This is a genomic window from Methylobacterium sp. 391_Methyba4 (assembly GCF_029691625.1).
Taxonomy (GTDB): Bacteria; Pseudomonadota; Alphaproteobacteria; order Rhizobiales; family Beijerinckiaceae; genus Methylobacterium; species Methylobacterium fujisawaense.
On record NZ_CP121475.1, the window covers coordinates 3999953 to 4013637 of the forward strand.

Genomic DNA, 13685 nt, shown 5'->3' on the forward strand with positions numbered 1-13685 from the left:
CGGACCTCTCGATGGGGTCCGTATCTCGGGGAGAATGGCGGCTCCGTGTGGGTGCGGCGATGCCGAGGCGTCTCGCGACTTACCGAAACGTCTCATTCTTTGATGACGGCGCCGTCAGGCAGCGGGCTGCCCGCCCCGCCGGACGATACCGCGGAAGATGCTCGGGGGTACGCTGACGTGGTCCCGGAAGAAGCGCGAGAAATGTGCGGGCGCGGCGAAGCCGAGGCGCATGCCGATCGCGGTGATGGGCTCCTCGCTACTCACGATGGCCTCGACGGCCTGCTCGATCCGGATCGCGTTCAGGAAGACATGCGGCGGGGCCCCGGTGGATTGCTCGAACAGGCGGTAGAACTGGGCGCGGGAGAGGCCCGCCTCGCGTGCCAGCGCCTCGGTGCCCAGCATGGCGCCGGGCTCCGCCCGCACCCGCGCGATGGTGCGTCGGATGCGCCAGTCGCCAGCGTTGCGCCGGGCGGCGGCGCGGAGGGAGAGGGGCTCCTCGCGCCAGGCCGTGAACCGCTCGATCACGGCGACCATCAGGTTCGACAGCAACTCGTCCTGGATGTGGGAGGAAAGCGGCGCGTAGACCATCTCGGCGGCGAGGTCGTGGGCGAGCCGGCGAATCGTTGGTGTGACGGCGCCCGACGGTTGTCCGAAGAAACCGGGCGCCCCGCTCGCAGCCCAATTCCGCCGGAACGCGCCGAGCCAGTCGGGCTCGATGTACAGAGCCAGGATCATCGCCTTGGCCCGCTGGGGATCGTGCAGGTAGGCGTGGGTCTCCCAGGCGTTGATCAGGACAGCCTGATCGTCGGTGAGCGCGACAACCTGATCGCCGACGAGGAACTGCGTGTCGTCTCCCTCGACCTTCAGGAGCACATGGCAATGCGGGTGCGCGTGACGGACGAGGCTGCGGTCCATGTCGAGGAGCGCGACGCGGCCGAAGGCGCCATGGGCGATCTCAAGAGCCTCGGACATCTGCACTATTTAGCATGGTCCGCGGGTGGCAGCTAGATCGCCGCCGGGCCCACCGTCCCGTCAGGGCGCCGCAACCGGTTCGTTCCGGAGCGTGGTCCTCTTGCGGAGTTCGGCGGTACCCATCACCGCCAGGGGAATGACGAAGGCCACATAGGCGTTATCGATTCCCCCGGGATCGCCGGCGAGGAACCAGCCGATCGTCAGGACGAGGGAAACCAGGATGCTGACGACGGCGGCCCGCGGGGTGCCGAAGCGCGGAGCGTAGAAGGCAAAGACGACCAGGACCGCCAGCGTCGCCCGCAGGGATTTCGCGAGGAAGGTCACCTTCAGGATATCCGGCGCGAAGATCGCCAGGGGAATCGGGATCAGACCCACGAGCACCGTCATGCTGCGGACGAACCGCAGGGACGATGTCCCATCCTCGCTCAGACGGCGGGGATGATAGAAATCCTTGAACAGCAGGGTGGCGGCGCCGATGCTGAGGGCCGAGATCGTGCCGAACAGGGACCCCGCCAATCCCGCCACCACGATGGCGGCCAGTAGATCGTCCATCCGGGCGATCAGGCCCGGCAAAGCCTGGATCGCGGGGATTCCCGGCAGCAGCGCCGCCGCGCAGACACCGACCAGGGCGGCGCCGATGCCGAACGGCACGAGCAGGAAGGCACAATAAAAGCTGGCCTGCCTCGCCGTGCGCCCGTCCTGCACGGTATTGATGGCCTGGATTACGTATTGCGTCGAGAAGACCGCGCCGATGCCGGCGACCATCCACGCGAAGATCTGCGACCAGCCGACCGTATCGACCGCGAACATCGCTTCGGGCACGCGGACCCGCAGGTTCGCGAGGCCGCCGACCTGAGACAATCCGAAGGCGACGGCCGCGAGGATGCCAAGATACTTCACGACGGCATGGAGGACATTCGTGTAGATGACCGAGCGCATCCCCCCGACACTGACATAGAGCGTCGCGACGATACCCGTGATGACGATGGCACTGGTCCGATCGACGTTAAGGAGGCCTGCCAGGATCGTACCGCCGCCCGCATAGGTCGAGACTGCGACGATCTGAAGAGCGAAGATCATGATGATTGAGGTCGCGAGCTTGGTCGGACGACCGTAGGCCTTATTCAACGCCCCGGAGATCGTATTCTCGCCGAGTTCCTTGAAGCGGGGCGCGAGCAGGATGGCGTAAAGAACGAATCCGACGGCGAGGGCGAGGACGTTCCAGGCTGCCGACACGCCGACTCTGTAGGCCGTCTGTGTGGTACCGACGCTCGTCGCAGTCCCGATGAATTCCGACATCAGCAGAAAGCCGATCAGGAACGCCGGATAGCGCGTGCCGCCGGAGGTAAAGCTTCCCGCGCTCCTCGCATGGCGTCGCACAGAGAAACTGATCAGCCCCATCGCCGCCATGTAGGCCAGGGTCAGGGAGAGAACGATCCAGTTTGGCTGCATGGGTGCGGCCTAACGGCGATGCCGTAGCGCCTGAGCGCCAAGGGACCCCAGCATGTTTCCTCCGAAATCATTCGGGGCCGCAGCTTTCCTCGCAGGAACGAGAAGCAACGGCCATTGCGGGGAAAATTAGATTTTGAAGAGGAAGCGGACAAATATTCTGATTTGATCGGCGCCATCAGATTATCTGATTCAGCACTATAATTAATATAAAACGCATCTTTCTAGCCTAAAAAGCTAACATAGTCTCAGTGACCCATGTCTGCCATCTCGGGCGGAGTTGGCGCATCCCGATAGCGGTCTTTCGCGGCAGTTGAGCAAAATCAGCTTAGCTTGGGACACGAAAGGGCGTAGGCCGTTGGTGACGGCACGAGGGCGAGGCTGACCTCAACGATGGTGTCGTCAAAGGTCCACCGGGGGATTGTGCGCCTCGGAGCTTAATTCGTGAAGGCACCTGCGAAGCCTCCCTACGGCGATGCACCGTCGGATACATCGACAACCAGGCCATCGCTCAGCTGCCGATAGAACGTCTGCTTTCAGGTTGCTGCCCGGTTCGGCTGAGTGGCAGCAATGGGCGCAAAGCTGAAAGTCTGCTTCCGCGCGCGACAGCACTCCGGCGTGGAGTGGGCCAGCCGGTGTAAGCCGCCTGAGTGCTCGTGCATGGGCGGATGGCTCACCACCTGCCGCTTTTGGTGCGGACATAAAATCCAGCCCGTTCGCGGATGTTCATCAGGATGCTCGAGTTGCGTCCATCGGTCCGGACAGTCGCTTTGGAGGAGTCGTCTTCCGTCAGAGGAAGCGGCTTCGGCCAGTCGAACGCCTTCAGCATCCCGTCCTAGACGGTGTCCACGTCAGCCTCGCCGGCGGCGTTCAGGGCCTCTACGACGGTCGGTCGGAACGCCTTCAGCATGTGGGTGTCGACCTCGCGTTCGAACGCGCCAACGTCGATTTCGAGGTTGATTCTGAGCATCGGGGTAGCCTGCGGATAGCTTCTGCTACGGCCAACCTCCTTGGACGGTGTCACGCCGCGTGACACCGTCCTTGTCGAATGCCGCGGCCGGGCTGAATCTCCCCCCTTAGGAGTCCGCCATGTTCGACCGCATCGAAACCTTCCCGAAGCCCGACGACAACTTCGCCAAGCACATCCCGCTGACACCGGCTGAGCGGAAGCGCGTCGAGCGTGCCAACCGGAAGAAAGCTGGCCTGCCGGACCCGCGCGTGGTCGACGCCGCGGTCGCCTCCGCCATGGCGGAGGCCCTGCATGCGGCGGACTTCGTGGGGCACTGCGTCCGCCGGGGCAGCGTCGCAGGCATGTCCGTGGACGTCGAGGACATCATGCGGCGCGCCATCGCCCATGTCCGGGCCGCCAAGCTGCAGGACGGACAGGTCTCCCGCGAAGCTGCGCATCAGGCCGTGGCCCAGCGGTTGCGCCTCGTCTAGGGCGGACGGCGTCATTCCAGATTCGGCGTTACACATCCAAGAAGTAACGGGGCGCTAACCTCATTACGGAAACCGGGCCTGCGGCGGTGTCACGGCCAGGGATAACGGTTGACTCCCTCTCGACGGCGAGTCCCGCACCCCCGATCGTGGGGTCACACCGGACGACGGAGAGACCCATGCGCGCCCACCAGATCACCTCCGACCTCGACAGCGTCGGCATGGGCCTGGCGGGCGTCCTGGCGACGAGCCTCGCGGATGCCAGGCAGCGGCAGGCGGATGCCGACTACGAGCAGGCCTGCCGGAACCAGACCGCTGCCGGTCGTGCGATGGCTGCGGTCACCCGGCAGCGCGCCGCCCTCCAGGCCTCTGTCGACGAGGCGGCCGCCCTCCGCCAGCAAGTCGCCGCCCTGCAGCAGGCGCTCGCCGCCTCCCGGCAGGAGACCGCCACCGCCAAGGCCGAGACCGCCCAGATGCACCGGCGCGCCCTCAAGGCCGAGGGTCTCATCCTTCGCGCCGCCCGGTCGGCATAGCGTCAGCATCTGTGCGCACACTGTCATGCTACCGTGTGCGCACGGAGCAAGTATCAAGCGTCTCCGAGTGGTGACGGCACAAAAAGAAAGGCCCGCCCCGGCGTCCCGGGGCGGGCCTCTTGCTGTTCGGGGCGGCTCGTTAGATGCCGCACTTCAGTTCGAACGCCGGGTCGTCGATCATGTCGGCGAAGGCGCGGTCTAAGGTGGCGTTGTACTCGGCGATCTCCTCGCGCTGGCGGGGGGTGATCCTCGCCGCGCTCCCCAAAACATGCCGGTACTCCGCCAGGGTCGGGCACAGGGGCAGCCCGGGGATGGTCTTGATGCCCAGCATGTGCGCGCCGGCTTGCATGGGGCCGCCGCGCCAGATGTGCATCATCTCAGCGGTATTCAGGCTGGAGAGCCATGCGGCCTCGGCTTCGTTGAGCCCGGCGGTGGAGGGCTCCTCGTCTAGCGTCGTCAGGGCACACGCGTAGGCGTAGGCGATCTTGCCCTTCGCGAGGACCGGGTCGAGCTCGACGACCTGCGCCGTCGCGGCCGGCTTCGGGGCAGCCTCGGGCTTGGGCGCCGGAGCGGGCGTGAAGGTGTCACGCGCCGCCGGCTGTGACGGTGTCACGGGCGCGGCGGCCTGGGCGGCGACGCCCTCGAAGGCGTCCTCGATGGCGAGGCCGGCGGGCTCCGGCGGGGCGAAGAGCGCCTTCATGACCCACTTCGAGCCGTCCCAGACGGCCTTCGGGACTGCCAGCATGGCGGCGAGGGTGGCGGCGAGGAGGCGGGCGAACTTGCGCATGGGGATGAGGATTCCTGTTCAAGGCTACGGGGTGATTGTCGGCGGAGGGACGAAAACGAGAAGCGGGGCGGGCTAGGCCTCCGCCGAGCCGAACACGCGTTCCCGGAGCTCGGGTGAGATCTGCCGCCTGTGCGCCCAGACCGCGCGGAGGGCGTGGCTCGCCTCGGACTGACCGAGCTCCGGCAGGCTCGCTAGGACGTGGCCCGCGTGGGAGTGCGCCGCCGACCAGCCCCGCGAATTCCGGACAGTCGCCCAGTCGCCGTCCATCTCGCTGAGGACTCGGCAGGCCTCGTGCGCCGCGGTGCGGACCTCAGGGACGGCGGCGCGCTCCCACCACTCCGTCACCCTCTCCTGGCCGAGGCGGGCGGTAATGGTCTCCACGAGGTACTCGACTTCGCCGACGAGCTCTCGGGCGAGGCGGGCATCCCGGTCCGAAGGGCGGTCGCCGAGCAGGGACTGGGCAAGCTCGCGCTTCCGCCGGTTCCAGGCCCAAGCCCGCGTCCGGAGGCACGCCCGGAGCGCATCGATTGCCTCCGCCCGGGCGGCGCCGTTGGCGGCCCATTCGGCCTCGGCGGCGGCCAGCTTCTCGCGGGCACGAGCGCGGTCCGTCGAATCCGCGCAAGCCTCGGCGGCCGCGCAGGCTTCCTCGACGGTGTAGGGAACCGGCGCCGGGACAGATTCCCAGCAGACCGGCACGCCACCGTCCCACGAGAACCCGACCGCGCGCAGGCCCTCTCAGTCGGCGGCGTAGGCCCGGCTGTAGCGCGTCGTATCGCCCTCGGCGCGCCACAGGGTGCGCTTGCCGTTGCGGGTGTTGCGCTCGCCGGCGCTGCGCCAGGCGAGGCCCAGCGCGCCGACGGGGAGCGCCACGTCGAGGGGGAGCGGGCGGTGGGCCGCTGAGGCGGCCGCAGCGGCGACGAGGCCGACGCTGACGAGGAAGAGGAGGATCGTGAACACGGTGTCGGGGCTCCTGGCAATCAGCGAATTGCCAGATTGAAGCACTCGACCAAGCACAATGAAAGGTCTTCCAAGAATTTTTCTTCGACCCAATTCGTAACGTGCAATTTGCAAATTACGAATTACGATCCTTCGAATGTCGAAGGAATATGGCATCTTGCTTTTCAGCGGATGACGCATACCCTCTACTTAGTTGACCGCGCCGGAGACTGGGAATGGCCGCATCGCTGACAGAAGAAGAAGTCGTTGCCCGCCTCCGCGCGGCCTGCGTAGAGGCGGGCGGCCAGATGGCGTGGGCGGCCGCGCACGGCCTGAGCGCGGCGTACGTCAATGACGTCGTCCGCAACCGCCGCGGGCCGGCCGCGCGAATTCTGGAGGGCCTCGGGCTGGTCCGCGAGGTCCGCTACGTCCCCCGCGGGCCCGAGCCGGTGGCGCTCTACGACCGGGACGGCCTGACGCTCATCGAGGCCGAAGTCACATTCGGGGCCGAGGCATGAGCCGGGGCCGAGCGAGAACTCCAGCGTCGACCTGCTGGCCTACGAGCGTCCCTCGCCGGCGAAGGCGCTGCAGATCCTCGAAGGCTACGGCATGGACGCCTGTTTGGGCCGGTGGCCGTTCCTGACGGCTAACGCCATCAGCAAGATCGCGGAGGCCGGACGCGACGAGCAGCGCGCCAAGGCGGGGATCATCGTCCGCACCCGGCACCGCACCACCACGCCCGAGCAGGAGGAGGCCGCCATCGCCGACGTGTTCGCGCTCGGCGCCGTCAGCCGGGCCGCAGAGAAACACGGGGTGCCCTACACCACGGTGCTCAAGTTCCTGCGCGAGCGCGGCATCACGGACTACCCCCGCGTGAGCGGGGCCGAGAAGATGCGGCTGGCCTATCAGACGAAGCGCGCCCGGCAGGCGCTGGCGGCGGCCGGCATCAGCGCCACCCCAACCCCCCAGGAACAGGAGCAGGACATGGAGGCGGCCGCACCGGTCACAGAATCCGTCGCGCCGCGCTGCGGCGGCGCTCGTCGCGTCCCCGGGGACGAGACCATCCGGGCCGACTGGAAGCGTGTCGGCCACGTGGCAGACCTCGCCGCCGAGTACGGCGTTACGCCGACGGGCGTGCGGTTGCATCTGCTCCGCCTTGGGCTCGTGGAAGCTGGCGCGCCCCGCAAGCGTCGGAAGCAAGATGTCGCCGCCGCCGTCGCGACCGTTCCGGAGGAGCCCCCGGTCAACGTCGTGGCGCTGCCGGTCCCCGCGGTTCCCGCCGCGGCGCCATCGCCCGTCCCGGGGCGGGCGCGGACGCTGCAGGGCATCGACCGGCTGGACGTCGAGGATCTCGTCCGCGCCGTCGAGCTCGCTCGCATGGCCGACCTGTCCACGGACCTGGCGGTCGCGTTCATCCGCGCCGACCGGGACGCGTCCGTTCTCATGCGTGCCGGGAGGGCCGCATGACCTCGCGATTCGTCGACGAGCTCGCCGCGCTCGACGCCAGGGAGACCCGGGCCCGCTACGCCGCCGTGCTGACCGCCGCCAAGGCTCGCGCCGGGTCAAGCCGCTGGGCGGACAAGCGCCTGCAGATCCGCGTCGCCACCGCCGAGGCGGTCGTCCTCTCCGCGGTTCGGCGCGCCATCGCAGAGGTGGAGGCTGCGCTGGCCTGGGTCGACCCCAACGAGGGGGAGAAGCCATGACCGACGAAGCCTATCCCGACCTGACCGGCCTCGAAGGCACGGACGTCGCCGTTAAGACCGCTGCGCTGCTCGCGGCCGAGCCGTGGTTCGCGAGCGAGATCGCCGGCCTTCAGTTCTACGACTACGGCAAGGTCGACGAGCTCACCGGGGAGCGCGTCCTGCCGCTGCCGGGCGACCGCCTCCATCTCGTCCGCGAGCCCGCGAATCCCCACGACGAGAACGCCGTGCAGGTGTGGTGGCGCAACTCCAGGATGCTCGGGCACCTGCCTCGCTACACCGCCTTGCGCATCGCGCCGCTACTCGACGCCGGCGCGGCCGCCCGGGCTTACGTCCACCACCCGGGCGACGGCGAGGCCTGGAGCCTGCGGGCCCTCGTCGTCGGGCCGGCGGCCGAGACGATCCACGGACGCTTCATCCAGCACCTGGCGGACGCAGCTATGTGCCGGTCGGACGCGGAGATCGAACGCGACCGAATTCTCCGGGACCGCGCCGAACAAAACAGGCTGACCCTCCGGCAGCAGCGTCGCCAGCGCCTCCGCACCGCGGTCGATGTCCTCCGTCATGTGCCGAGCGAGCCGATGCTGCCGGAGCCGAACGCGCAGGGGCGGACGGACGTCGACGACCTAGCGGACGTCCTCCGGTGCTCCCGGTCGACGGTCGTGCGCATCGCGGCGTCGGTCGGCATCGCGCTTGGGCGCTGGGACTACACCGTGGATGTGACCCCGGAATTCCGGGAGGCGCTCCTGGAGTGGGACCGGAAGCCGAAGCGGGGCGGGAAGCTGCCCAAGCTGAAGGGCACGCTCGGCTTCCGCGAGTTCTACGCCGAGCCCGACACCGGAGGGTCCTATGCCCGCTCCTGGTAAGCCCCGCCGCCCGGCCCGCGTCCCGGCGCGCAATCAGGAATCCCGGCTCGCCGTCATGGCGGTCCAGCGCGATGACGAGGCGGGCTCCTTCCGGATGCTCGCCGTGAAGGCCGAGGGGGGCGCCGCCGTCGAGGCGGCCCTCGGCCTGATCAAGGCCGCCCTCGGCAAGGCCTGACCGCCCCGTCGCGCGCCCGGCGGCAGGGGCGCCTGTTCCGAACAACCCCTCATCATGAGCATCGCCGTGAGCAGCAAGAGCAAGCCCGTCACGCCCCTCGACTTCATCGCGTCCAGCCTCGACCACGCCAACCGGTGGCCGAAGACCGAGCGCCTCGACCCGCGCATCCGCTTCAACGCCCGCACCGAGGCGACCATGCTGATCGAGGGGCTGCGAACCTTCGGCTACGAGATCGTGCCGAGGACCGAGGAGCCCGCCAGGGTAGACTTCGCTCCCCGCAAGGAGATCGAGCTCGCGCCCGGGAACGTCGTCCGCCTGTTGCCGGAGGGTGAAGCCGCCATCAGGGCGTTTGTCCAGTCGGTGCCGCAGACGCAGGACGCCGTCTCTGCCGGCATCGAGGCGCTCGAACACTCACTCGACCGCGCGGAGGCCGAGGCCGAGGTGGACGATTGGGGCATGCGCGAGCACGGCGCCAACGACCTCGCCCGGCGCTACGGTTGCCGTGTGACCGTCTCCGGCCGCGACGACCCGCGGAACCCGAACTCCTATGAGGCGGACGATGGCGACCACGCCGTCGTCACCGAGCGCCTGACCGGGCGCCTCGTCGGTTTGACGGAGTGCTGGTACTCGGAGGACGGCGACCCCATCGTCCCCAAGACGTGGCTGGAGGCGGTCCTGCTCGCGTGGGAAGCCAATGCCAAGGCGCTGCGCGCGTCGGCGTGATGACCCGTCCCCCGGTCGAGCACGTCATCGTGCATCGCCCCAGCGGGCGGACCGTTTCCAGGCATCCCAGCAAGAAGCGGCCCGCGCCGCTTGGAGTAAGCGAGCCTTCCCAACGAAGGCCCTCGTGAAGAAGTCCCTGACCGCCTGGGCCCACGCCCACCTGATCATGACGACCGCCGCCGCGGCGGCCGCTGCGCACCGCCGTGCCATCGAAGCCGAGAAGAGGAGCCGCCGCGCATGACGACCGCCCCCGTCCCGTTCACGCCCCGCCTGCCGCCCGTCGCCCGCGGAGCCTGCCGCGCGCTCCACGCCGCCCCGCCGCCGCTCCCCGAATCCCCGCCCGCTCCGCCCGAGGACGCCCCCGTGCAGGAGGTCCTGGCCGATCAGGCCGCCGCGCTCGCCAAGGCCGTGGCGGAGACCGACCCCGTGCTGATGCAGGCCGCCAGGGACGCGGCGAGAATCCGTGCCATGGAAGAGGCCATCGCCGGCGCGAGCGAGACGTACAACCGACCGCGCACGCTGACGCGCTGGGGCTACGGGCCCGAGCCAACGAGCCTCGACGAACGGGCGCAAATCGCAGGTGTCCGGGCTGGCGGATTCGCCGGCGCAGCGGCGCGCGTGCGGCCGTTCCTCGACATGGCCCACCCTCGTGCCGCAGAGGCCCGCGAACTGCACGATCAGCTCGTCGCAGCCGAGGCGGAGTGGAAAACCAGGGCGGAGAGAGAGCGCCACCCGTCGCGCGGGTGAGCCCGCACGTGCCTGTGGACGATTAACCGCCCTGTTAACCGTCGACCATCTCTCGACTCCAGCAGCGTCGTTCAGATGGGCAGGGTCTCCTCGACGGCCGCATGGGCGGCCTGCTGACGAGGACCGAGATGAAGAAGCCAAATTCGAAGCAAAAGGAGCACAGGCTCTCGGACATGAGACTCCTGGAGCTCATCGACGCGGCAGAAAAAACCCGCGACACCATGAAGAACTACGATGCGGATACCCAGGCCTACTTTCTCTTGGAAACGTTCGACGCGGCAGACCGCGTCTATGCGATCTGGCCGGACGCATCCGGCCGCTTCGGCTATGGCTACGGCATCATGAAGGGCGATGATGACTGTGCTGCCATGCGTCGTATCCCGGGTGATGCGATGATCAACCTCGCGGCAATCCTGCATGAGAATGCGGACACCGCAAGGTTGATGCAACATCTCCATCACGTAATCAGGGAACGGCCCATCTTCGACAAGACATACCGGATCGCCAGGGCCGCTTGGCTCGGAACCACACCCGCCAACCTCGCGGCAATGAAGGCGCGCGACGAGGGCAATAGCCCGGCCTGAATGTGAAGGGCCCCGGCGGTGACGCCGGGGCCCTCTGCGTTTCAGACGTGCTCGCAGACGACCGCGTTGAGCGTCGCCCCCGTCGGGCAGTCCCCGGCGACGGTCCGCCGGTACGGCCCCCATTGCCCGCATCCCCTGCAGCGGTAGCTGTCGAGCACCGCCGGGGTCGGCCAATGCCGCAGGCGGCTTGGGTCCTCCAGCCGCCACAGGTTGTGCTTCTCGACGTGCGCTTCGGCGTCGGACTTCGTGACGGCGTAGCTGACCCAGCCGCACCGGATGCATGTCACGCAGTCGTCCGGGATCTCGGTCTCACCCCTCGGCATCGTCGTCCTCCCCAGCTTGACCGAGCCGCCGCTCCTCGGGAACGTCCGGCGTCGCGGCGAGGCGCTCACGGATCTGGCCGAGCGTCACCGGGGCGTACGACCACCTGTCGACGCCCACGTCGCACGACTGCGAGGTGTCCGGCAGCGAGCCGTGCGTGTGACCGAACAGGTGGATCGACCCGCGCCAGGCGCCGGGCCACGCCCTCATGGGGTAATGGCAGGCGACGACCCGGATGCCCTCGACCTTGCGGCTGACGAGGTCGTGTTGCTCGTGCCAGCCGAGGTCCATGACCCGCTTCCGGTCGTGGTTGCCCCGGACGAGGAGCTTGCGGCCGCGCAGCCTGCGGAACAGCGCGGCGCAACGCTCCGGGCTCGCCCCGAGGGCGAAGTCCCCGAGGTGCCAGACCTCGTCCTTCGGGCCGACGACCGCGTTCCAGGCGGCCACCAAGGCTTCGTCGTGCTCCTCGATGGAGGAGAACGGGCGCCTGCTCATATGCAGGACCCCGGCGTGGCCGAAGTGCGAATCGGAAGTGAAAAATGTCGTCATGGGGCAGCCTCCGTGAGGGGCTGCCGCGCGCGGTCACGCCCCGGGGATGGGTCTCGTCGGTGAGCGGGGGCGGGCTATTCGTTTCACGTCGGCCTCTTGGGCTGGGGTGGAGATGATCTAGCACGGGGCGGGTTAAGACATCCCTGGACCCTGGGATCCTGTGATGCGGTCCGGCGGCCGACCGGCACGCAGGTCCTCGTAGGCTGCCCGGCACCAGGGCACGTACTGCGAGGGCCCCCTCTTGCCCCACGGTTTCGGGCGCGGGCACGTCCGGGTGATCCACCGCAGCACGGTGTCGAGGTCGGCTCCGGGCCCGAGGCGCGTAGCTGATCCGCCCCCAATGAAGTGGTCCGCCCTTTGGTATGGCTTTGAGCCTGGAGGACGGATCGATGTCGAGGAAGCGACCCAAGCCTGAGGAGATCGTCGCCAAGCTGCGGCAGGCGGACGTGCTGGTCGGGCAAGGCCAGAGCGTGGCGGAGGCGATCCGCGCGATCGGCGTGAGTGAGGTGACCTACTACCGCTGGCGGCGTGAGTACGGCGGCCTGAAGTCGGATCAGGTCCGGCGGATGAAGGATCTGGAGACGGAGAACCAGCGGCTCAGAAAAGCCATCGCCGATCTCACCCTGGACAAGCTGATCCTGCAGGAAGCCGCCCGGGGAAACTGACCAGCCCCGCGCGCCGACGCGCCTGCATCGAGCATGTCCGGACCGTGCTGAAGGTCTCCGAGCGTCGGGCCTGCAAGGCACTCGGGCAGCATCGCTCGACACAGCGCAAGGCGCCGCGGGGCAAAGATGACGAGGCGGCGCTCGTCGCCGAGCTGATCGAATTTGCCCGTAGCTACGGGCGCTACGGCTATCGGAAGGTCGCCGCCCTACTGCGGGCGGACGGCTGGCTGGTCAACGACAAGCGGGTCGAGCGCCTATGGCGGCAGGAGGGGCTGAAGGTCCCGGCCCGCCAGCCCAAGCGCGCACGGCTGTGGGACGGGGATGGTTCCTGTATCCGGCTGCGCCCGGAGCACCGCAATCACGTCTGGTCCTACGACTTCGTCGAGACGCGCACCCACGACGGGCGCAAGTTCCGGATGCTCAACGTCCTCGACGAGTTCAGCCGCGAGTGCCTGGCCATCCGAGTGGATCGCAAGCTCAAGGCGGCCGACGTGATCGATGTGCTGTCCGACCTGTTCATCCTGCGCGGCGTGCCGGCGCACATTCGGTCAGACAATGGTCCGGAGTTCATCGCCAAGTCGGTGCAGTCCTGGATTGCGGCCGTTGGCGCAAGGACGGCCTACATCACCCCTGGTTCGCCGTGGGAGAACGGATATGTCGAGAGCTTCAACGCACAGATACGCAACGAGCTGCTGAATGGCGAGATTTTTTACACGCTCAAGGAGGCGCAGATCATGATCGAGGGCTGGCGACGGCACTACAATACGGTTCGGCCGCATGGCGCATTGGGCTACCGGCCGCCAGCGCCAGAGGTGTTCGTGCCAGCTATAGCCGCTAGGCCGGCTGCACCGGCCAAGCTCGCCGTGGTCCAGCGACCAACCCTGCACTAACTTTGACCTTGGACCACCTCGTGGGGGCCGATCAACGCTCGACTCCCCGAGATCGACAATGATCCGATTCAGCTTGCCGGTGAAGTTGAACGGAACCTGATAGTCAGAGTCATCGACAGGCGTACCGGTATCGAGACCGACATCCAGGGTTTCATCCCAGGCAAAGGTGAAGGGCAGCGTACGCGGCAGGGAACGCCGTGCCACTTCCTGGCCGTCGACGGAAAGCGTACCCGATCCGCCTCGCGAGAACGGGGCGCCGTTCGCGTCCATCTGCCAGTCGAAGACAAGGGTGTGCCGACCGGGCAACAGCGCGACCGCGGCTTCCCATTTCGGTCGCTCCATGCCCAGCAG

20 protein-coding genes are annotated in these 13685 nt (G+C 68.1%); 11 read left to right on the forward strand and 9 right to left on the reverse strand.

Features of this window, described 5'->3' with window-relative positions:
* Positions 1 to 114: 114 nt before the first annotated feature.
* The 4 genes from P9K36_RS18800 to P9K36_RS18815 all read right to left on the reverse strand — a co-directional run bounded on the left by P9K36_RS18800 (position 115) and on the right by P9K36_RS18815 (position 3391).
* Positions 115 to 972 (reverse strand): AraC family transcriptional regulator, encoded by an 858-nt coding sequence (locus tag P9K36_RS18800; RefSeq protein WP_029357547.1) that lies wholly within the window; start codon positions 970 to 972, stop codon positions 115 to 117.
* A gap of 60 nt (positions 973 to 1032) precedes the next feature.
* A complete protein-coding gene (locus P9K36_RS18805; protein ID WP_278305718.1) occupies positions 1033 to 2424 on the reverse strand; it encodes a sodium:solute symporter family protein in 1392 nt (463 codons plus the stop codon).
* A gap of 670 nt (positions 2425 to 3094) precedes the next feature.
* Positions 3095 to 3250, reverse strand: coding sequence for a hypothetical protein (locus P9K36_RS18810; protein WP_278305719.1), 156 nt, complete (start codon positions 3248 to 3250; stop codon positions 3095 to 3097).
* A gap of 6 nt (positions 3251 to 3256) precedes the next feature.
* A complete protein-coding gene (locus tag P9K36_RS18815) occupies positions 3257 to 3391 on the reverse strand; it encodes a hypothetical protein (RefSeq protein ID WP_278305720.1) in 135 nt (44 codons plus the stop codon).
* Between the two features lie 119 nt (positions 3392 to 3510).
* Here P9K36_RS18815 and P9K36_RS18820 point away from each other — a divergent pair, with 119 nt between their 5' ends.
* Both P9K36_RS18820 and P9K36_RS18825 read left to right on the forward strand, forming a co-directional pair.
* Positions 3511 to 3861: a hypothetical protein gene (locus P9K36_RS18820; protein WP_278305721.1), complete on the forward strand. Its 351-nt coding sequence runs from the start codon at positions 3511 to 3513 to the stop codon at positions 3859 to 3861.
* A gap of 176 nt (positions 3862 to 4037) precedes the next feature.
* Positions 4038 to 4391 carry a response regulator receiver protein gene (locus P9K36_RS18825; protein ID WP_278305722.1) on the forward strand — a complete coding sequence of 118 codons (354 nt, stop codon included), beginning with the start codon at positions 4038 to 4040 and terminating at the stop codon, positions 4389 to 4391.
* Between the two features lie 139 nt (positions 4392 to 4530).
* On the opposite strand, the gene P9K36_RS18830 is transcribed toward P9K36_RS18825, so the two are convergent.
* From P9K36_RS18830 to P9K36_RS18840, 3 genes are all read right to left on the reverse strand, one after another.
* The gene (locus P9K36_RS18830) at positions 4531 to 5178 is read right to left on the reverse strand and encodes a hypothetical protein (protein WP_278305723.1); all 648 of its coding nucleotides are present in this window, start codon (positions 5176 to 5178) and stop codon (positions 4531 to 4533) included.
* A gap of 72 nt (positions 5179 to 5250) precedes the next feature.
* On the reverse strand, positions 5251 to 5874 hold the full coding sequence (locus P9K36_RS18835) for a hypothetical protein (protein WP_278305724.1): 624 nt from the start codon (positions 5872 to 5874) through the stop codon (positions 5251 to 5253).
* A 39-nt stretch (positions 5875 to 5913) separates the two neighbouring features.
* Positions 5914 to 6135, reverse strand: coding sequence for a hypothetical protein (locus P9K36_RS18840; RefSeq protein ID WP_278305725.1), 222 nt, complete (start codon positions 6133 to 6135; stop codon positions 5914 to 5916).
* A 215-nt stretch (positions 6136 to 6350) separates the two neighbouring features.
* Between P9K36_RS18840 and P9K36_RS18845 the strand changes: the two genes are divergently transcribed.
* The 8 genes from P9K36_RS18845 to P9K36_RS18880 all read left to right on the forward strand — a co-directional run bounded on the left by P9K36_RS18845 (position 6351) and on the right by P9K36_RS18880 (position 10909).
* Positions 6351 to 6632, forward strand: coding sequence for a hypothetical protein (locus tag P9K36_RS18845; protein ID WP_278305726.1), 282 nt, complete (start codon positions 6351 to 6353; stop codon positions 6630 to 6632).
* A 91-nt stretch (positions 6633 to 6723) separates the two neighbouring features.
* Complete coding sequence (locus tag P9K36_RS18850) at positions 6724 to 7581, forward strand: hypothetical protein (protein ID WP_278305727.1); 858 nt, start codon at positions 6724 to 6726, stop codon at positions 7579 to 7581.
* A complete protein-coding gene (locus P9K36_RS18855; protein ID WP_278305728.1) occupies positions 7578 to 7817 on the forward strand; it encodes a hypothetical protein in 240 nt (79 codons plus the stop codon). The genes P9K36_RS18850 and P9K36_RS18855 overlap by 4 nt, the downstream gene beginning before the upstream one ends.
* On the forward strand, positions 7814 to 8680 hold the full coding sequence (locus P9K36_RS18860; protein WP_278305729.1) for an HIRAN domain-containing protein: 867 nt from the start codon (positions 7814 to 7816) through the stop codon (positions 8678 to 8680). The genes P9K36_RS18855 and P9K36_RS18860 overlap by 4 nt, the downstream gene beginning before the upstream one ends.
* Complete coding sequence (locus P9K36_RS18865; RefSeq protein ID WP_278305730.1) at positions 8664 to 8855, forward strand: hypothetical protein; 192 nt, start codon at positions 8664 to 8666, stop codon at positions 8853 to 8855. Before P9K36_RS18860 ends, P9K36_RS18865 begins: the two co-directional genes overlap by 17 nt.
* A gap of 66 nt (positions 8856 to 8921) precedes the next feature.
* The gene (locus P9K36_RS18870; RefSeq protein ID WP_278305731.1) at positions 8922 to 9578 is read left to right on the forward strand and encodes a hypothetical protein; all 657 of its coding nucleotides are present in this window, start codon (positions 8922 to 8924) and stop codon (positions 9576 to 9578) included.
* A 237-nt stretch (positions 9579 to 9815) separates the two neighbouring features.
* Entirely contained in the window at positions 9816 to 10325 is a 510-nt protein-coding gene (locus P9K36_RS18875) for a hypothetical protein (protein ID WP_278305732.1), read from the forward strand.
* 101 nt (positions 10326 to 10426) lie between these two features.
* A complete protein-coding gene (locus P9K36_RS18880) occupies positions 10427 to 10909 on the forward strand; it encodes a hypothetical protein (RefSeq protein WP_278305733.1) in 483 nt (160 codons plus the stop codon).
* A 41-nt stretch (positions 10910 to 10950) separates the two neighbouring features.
* Here P9K36_RS18880 and P9K36_RS18885 read toward each other — a convergent pair whose 3' ends face one another.
* Both P9K36_RS18885 and P9K36_RS18890 read right to left on the reverse strand, forming a co-directional pair.
* On the reverse strand, positions 10951 to 11232 hold the full coding sequence (locus P9K36_RS18885) for a hypothetical protein (protein WP_278305734.1): 282 nt from the start codon (positions 11230 to 11232) through the stop codon (positions 10951 to 10953).
* Positions 11219 to 11779, reverse strand: a complete 561-nt coding sequence (locus P9K36_RS18890) for a metallophosphoesterase family protein (RefSeq protein ID WP_278305735.1) — start codon at positions 11777 to 11779, stop codon at positions 11219 to 11221. Before P9K36_RS18890 ends, P9K36_RS18885 begins: the two co-directional genes overlap by 14 nt.
* Positions 11780 to 12168: 389 nt before the next feature.
* Between P9K36_RS18890 and P9K36_RS18895 the strand changes: the two genes are divergently transcribed.
* A protein-coding gene (locus P9K36_RS18895; protein WP_089231777.1) for an IS3 family transposase occupies positions 12169 to 13334 on the forward strand; the annotation gives its coding sequence in 2 pieces (ribosomal slippage) (positions 12169 to 12433 and positions 12433 to 13334; 1167 coding nt in all).
* The last annotated feature ends 351 nt before the right edge of the window (positions 13335 to 13685 follow it).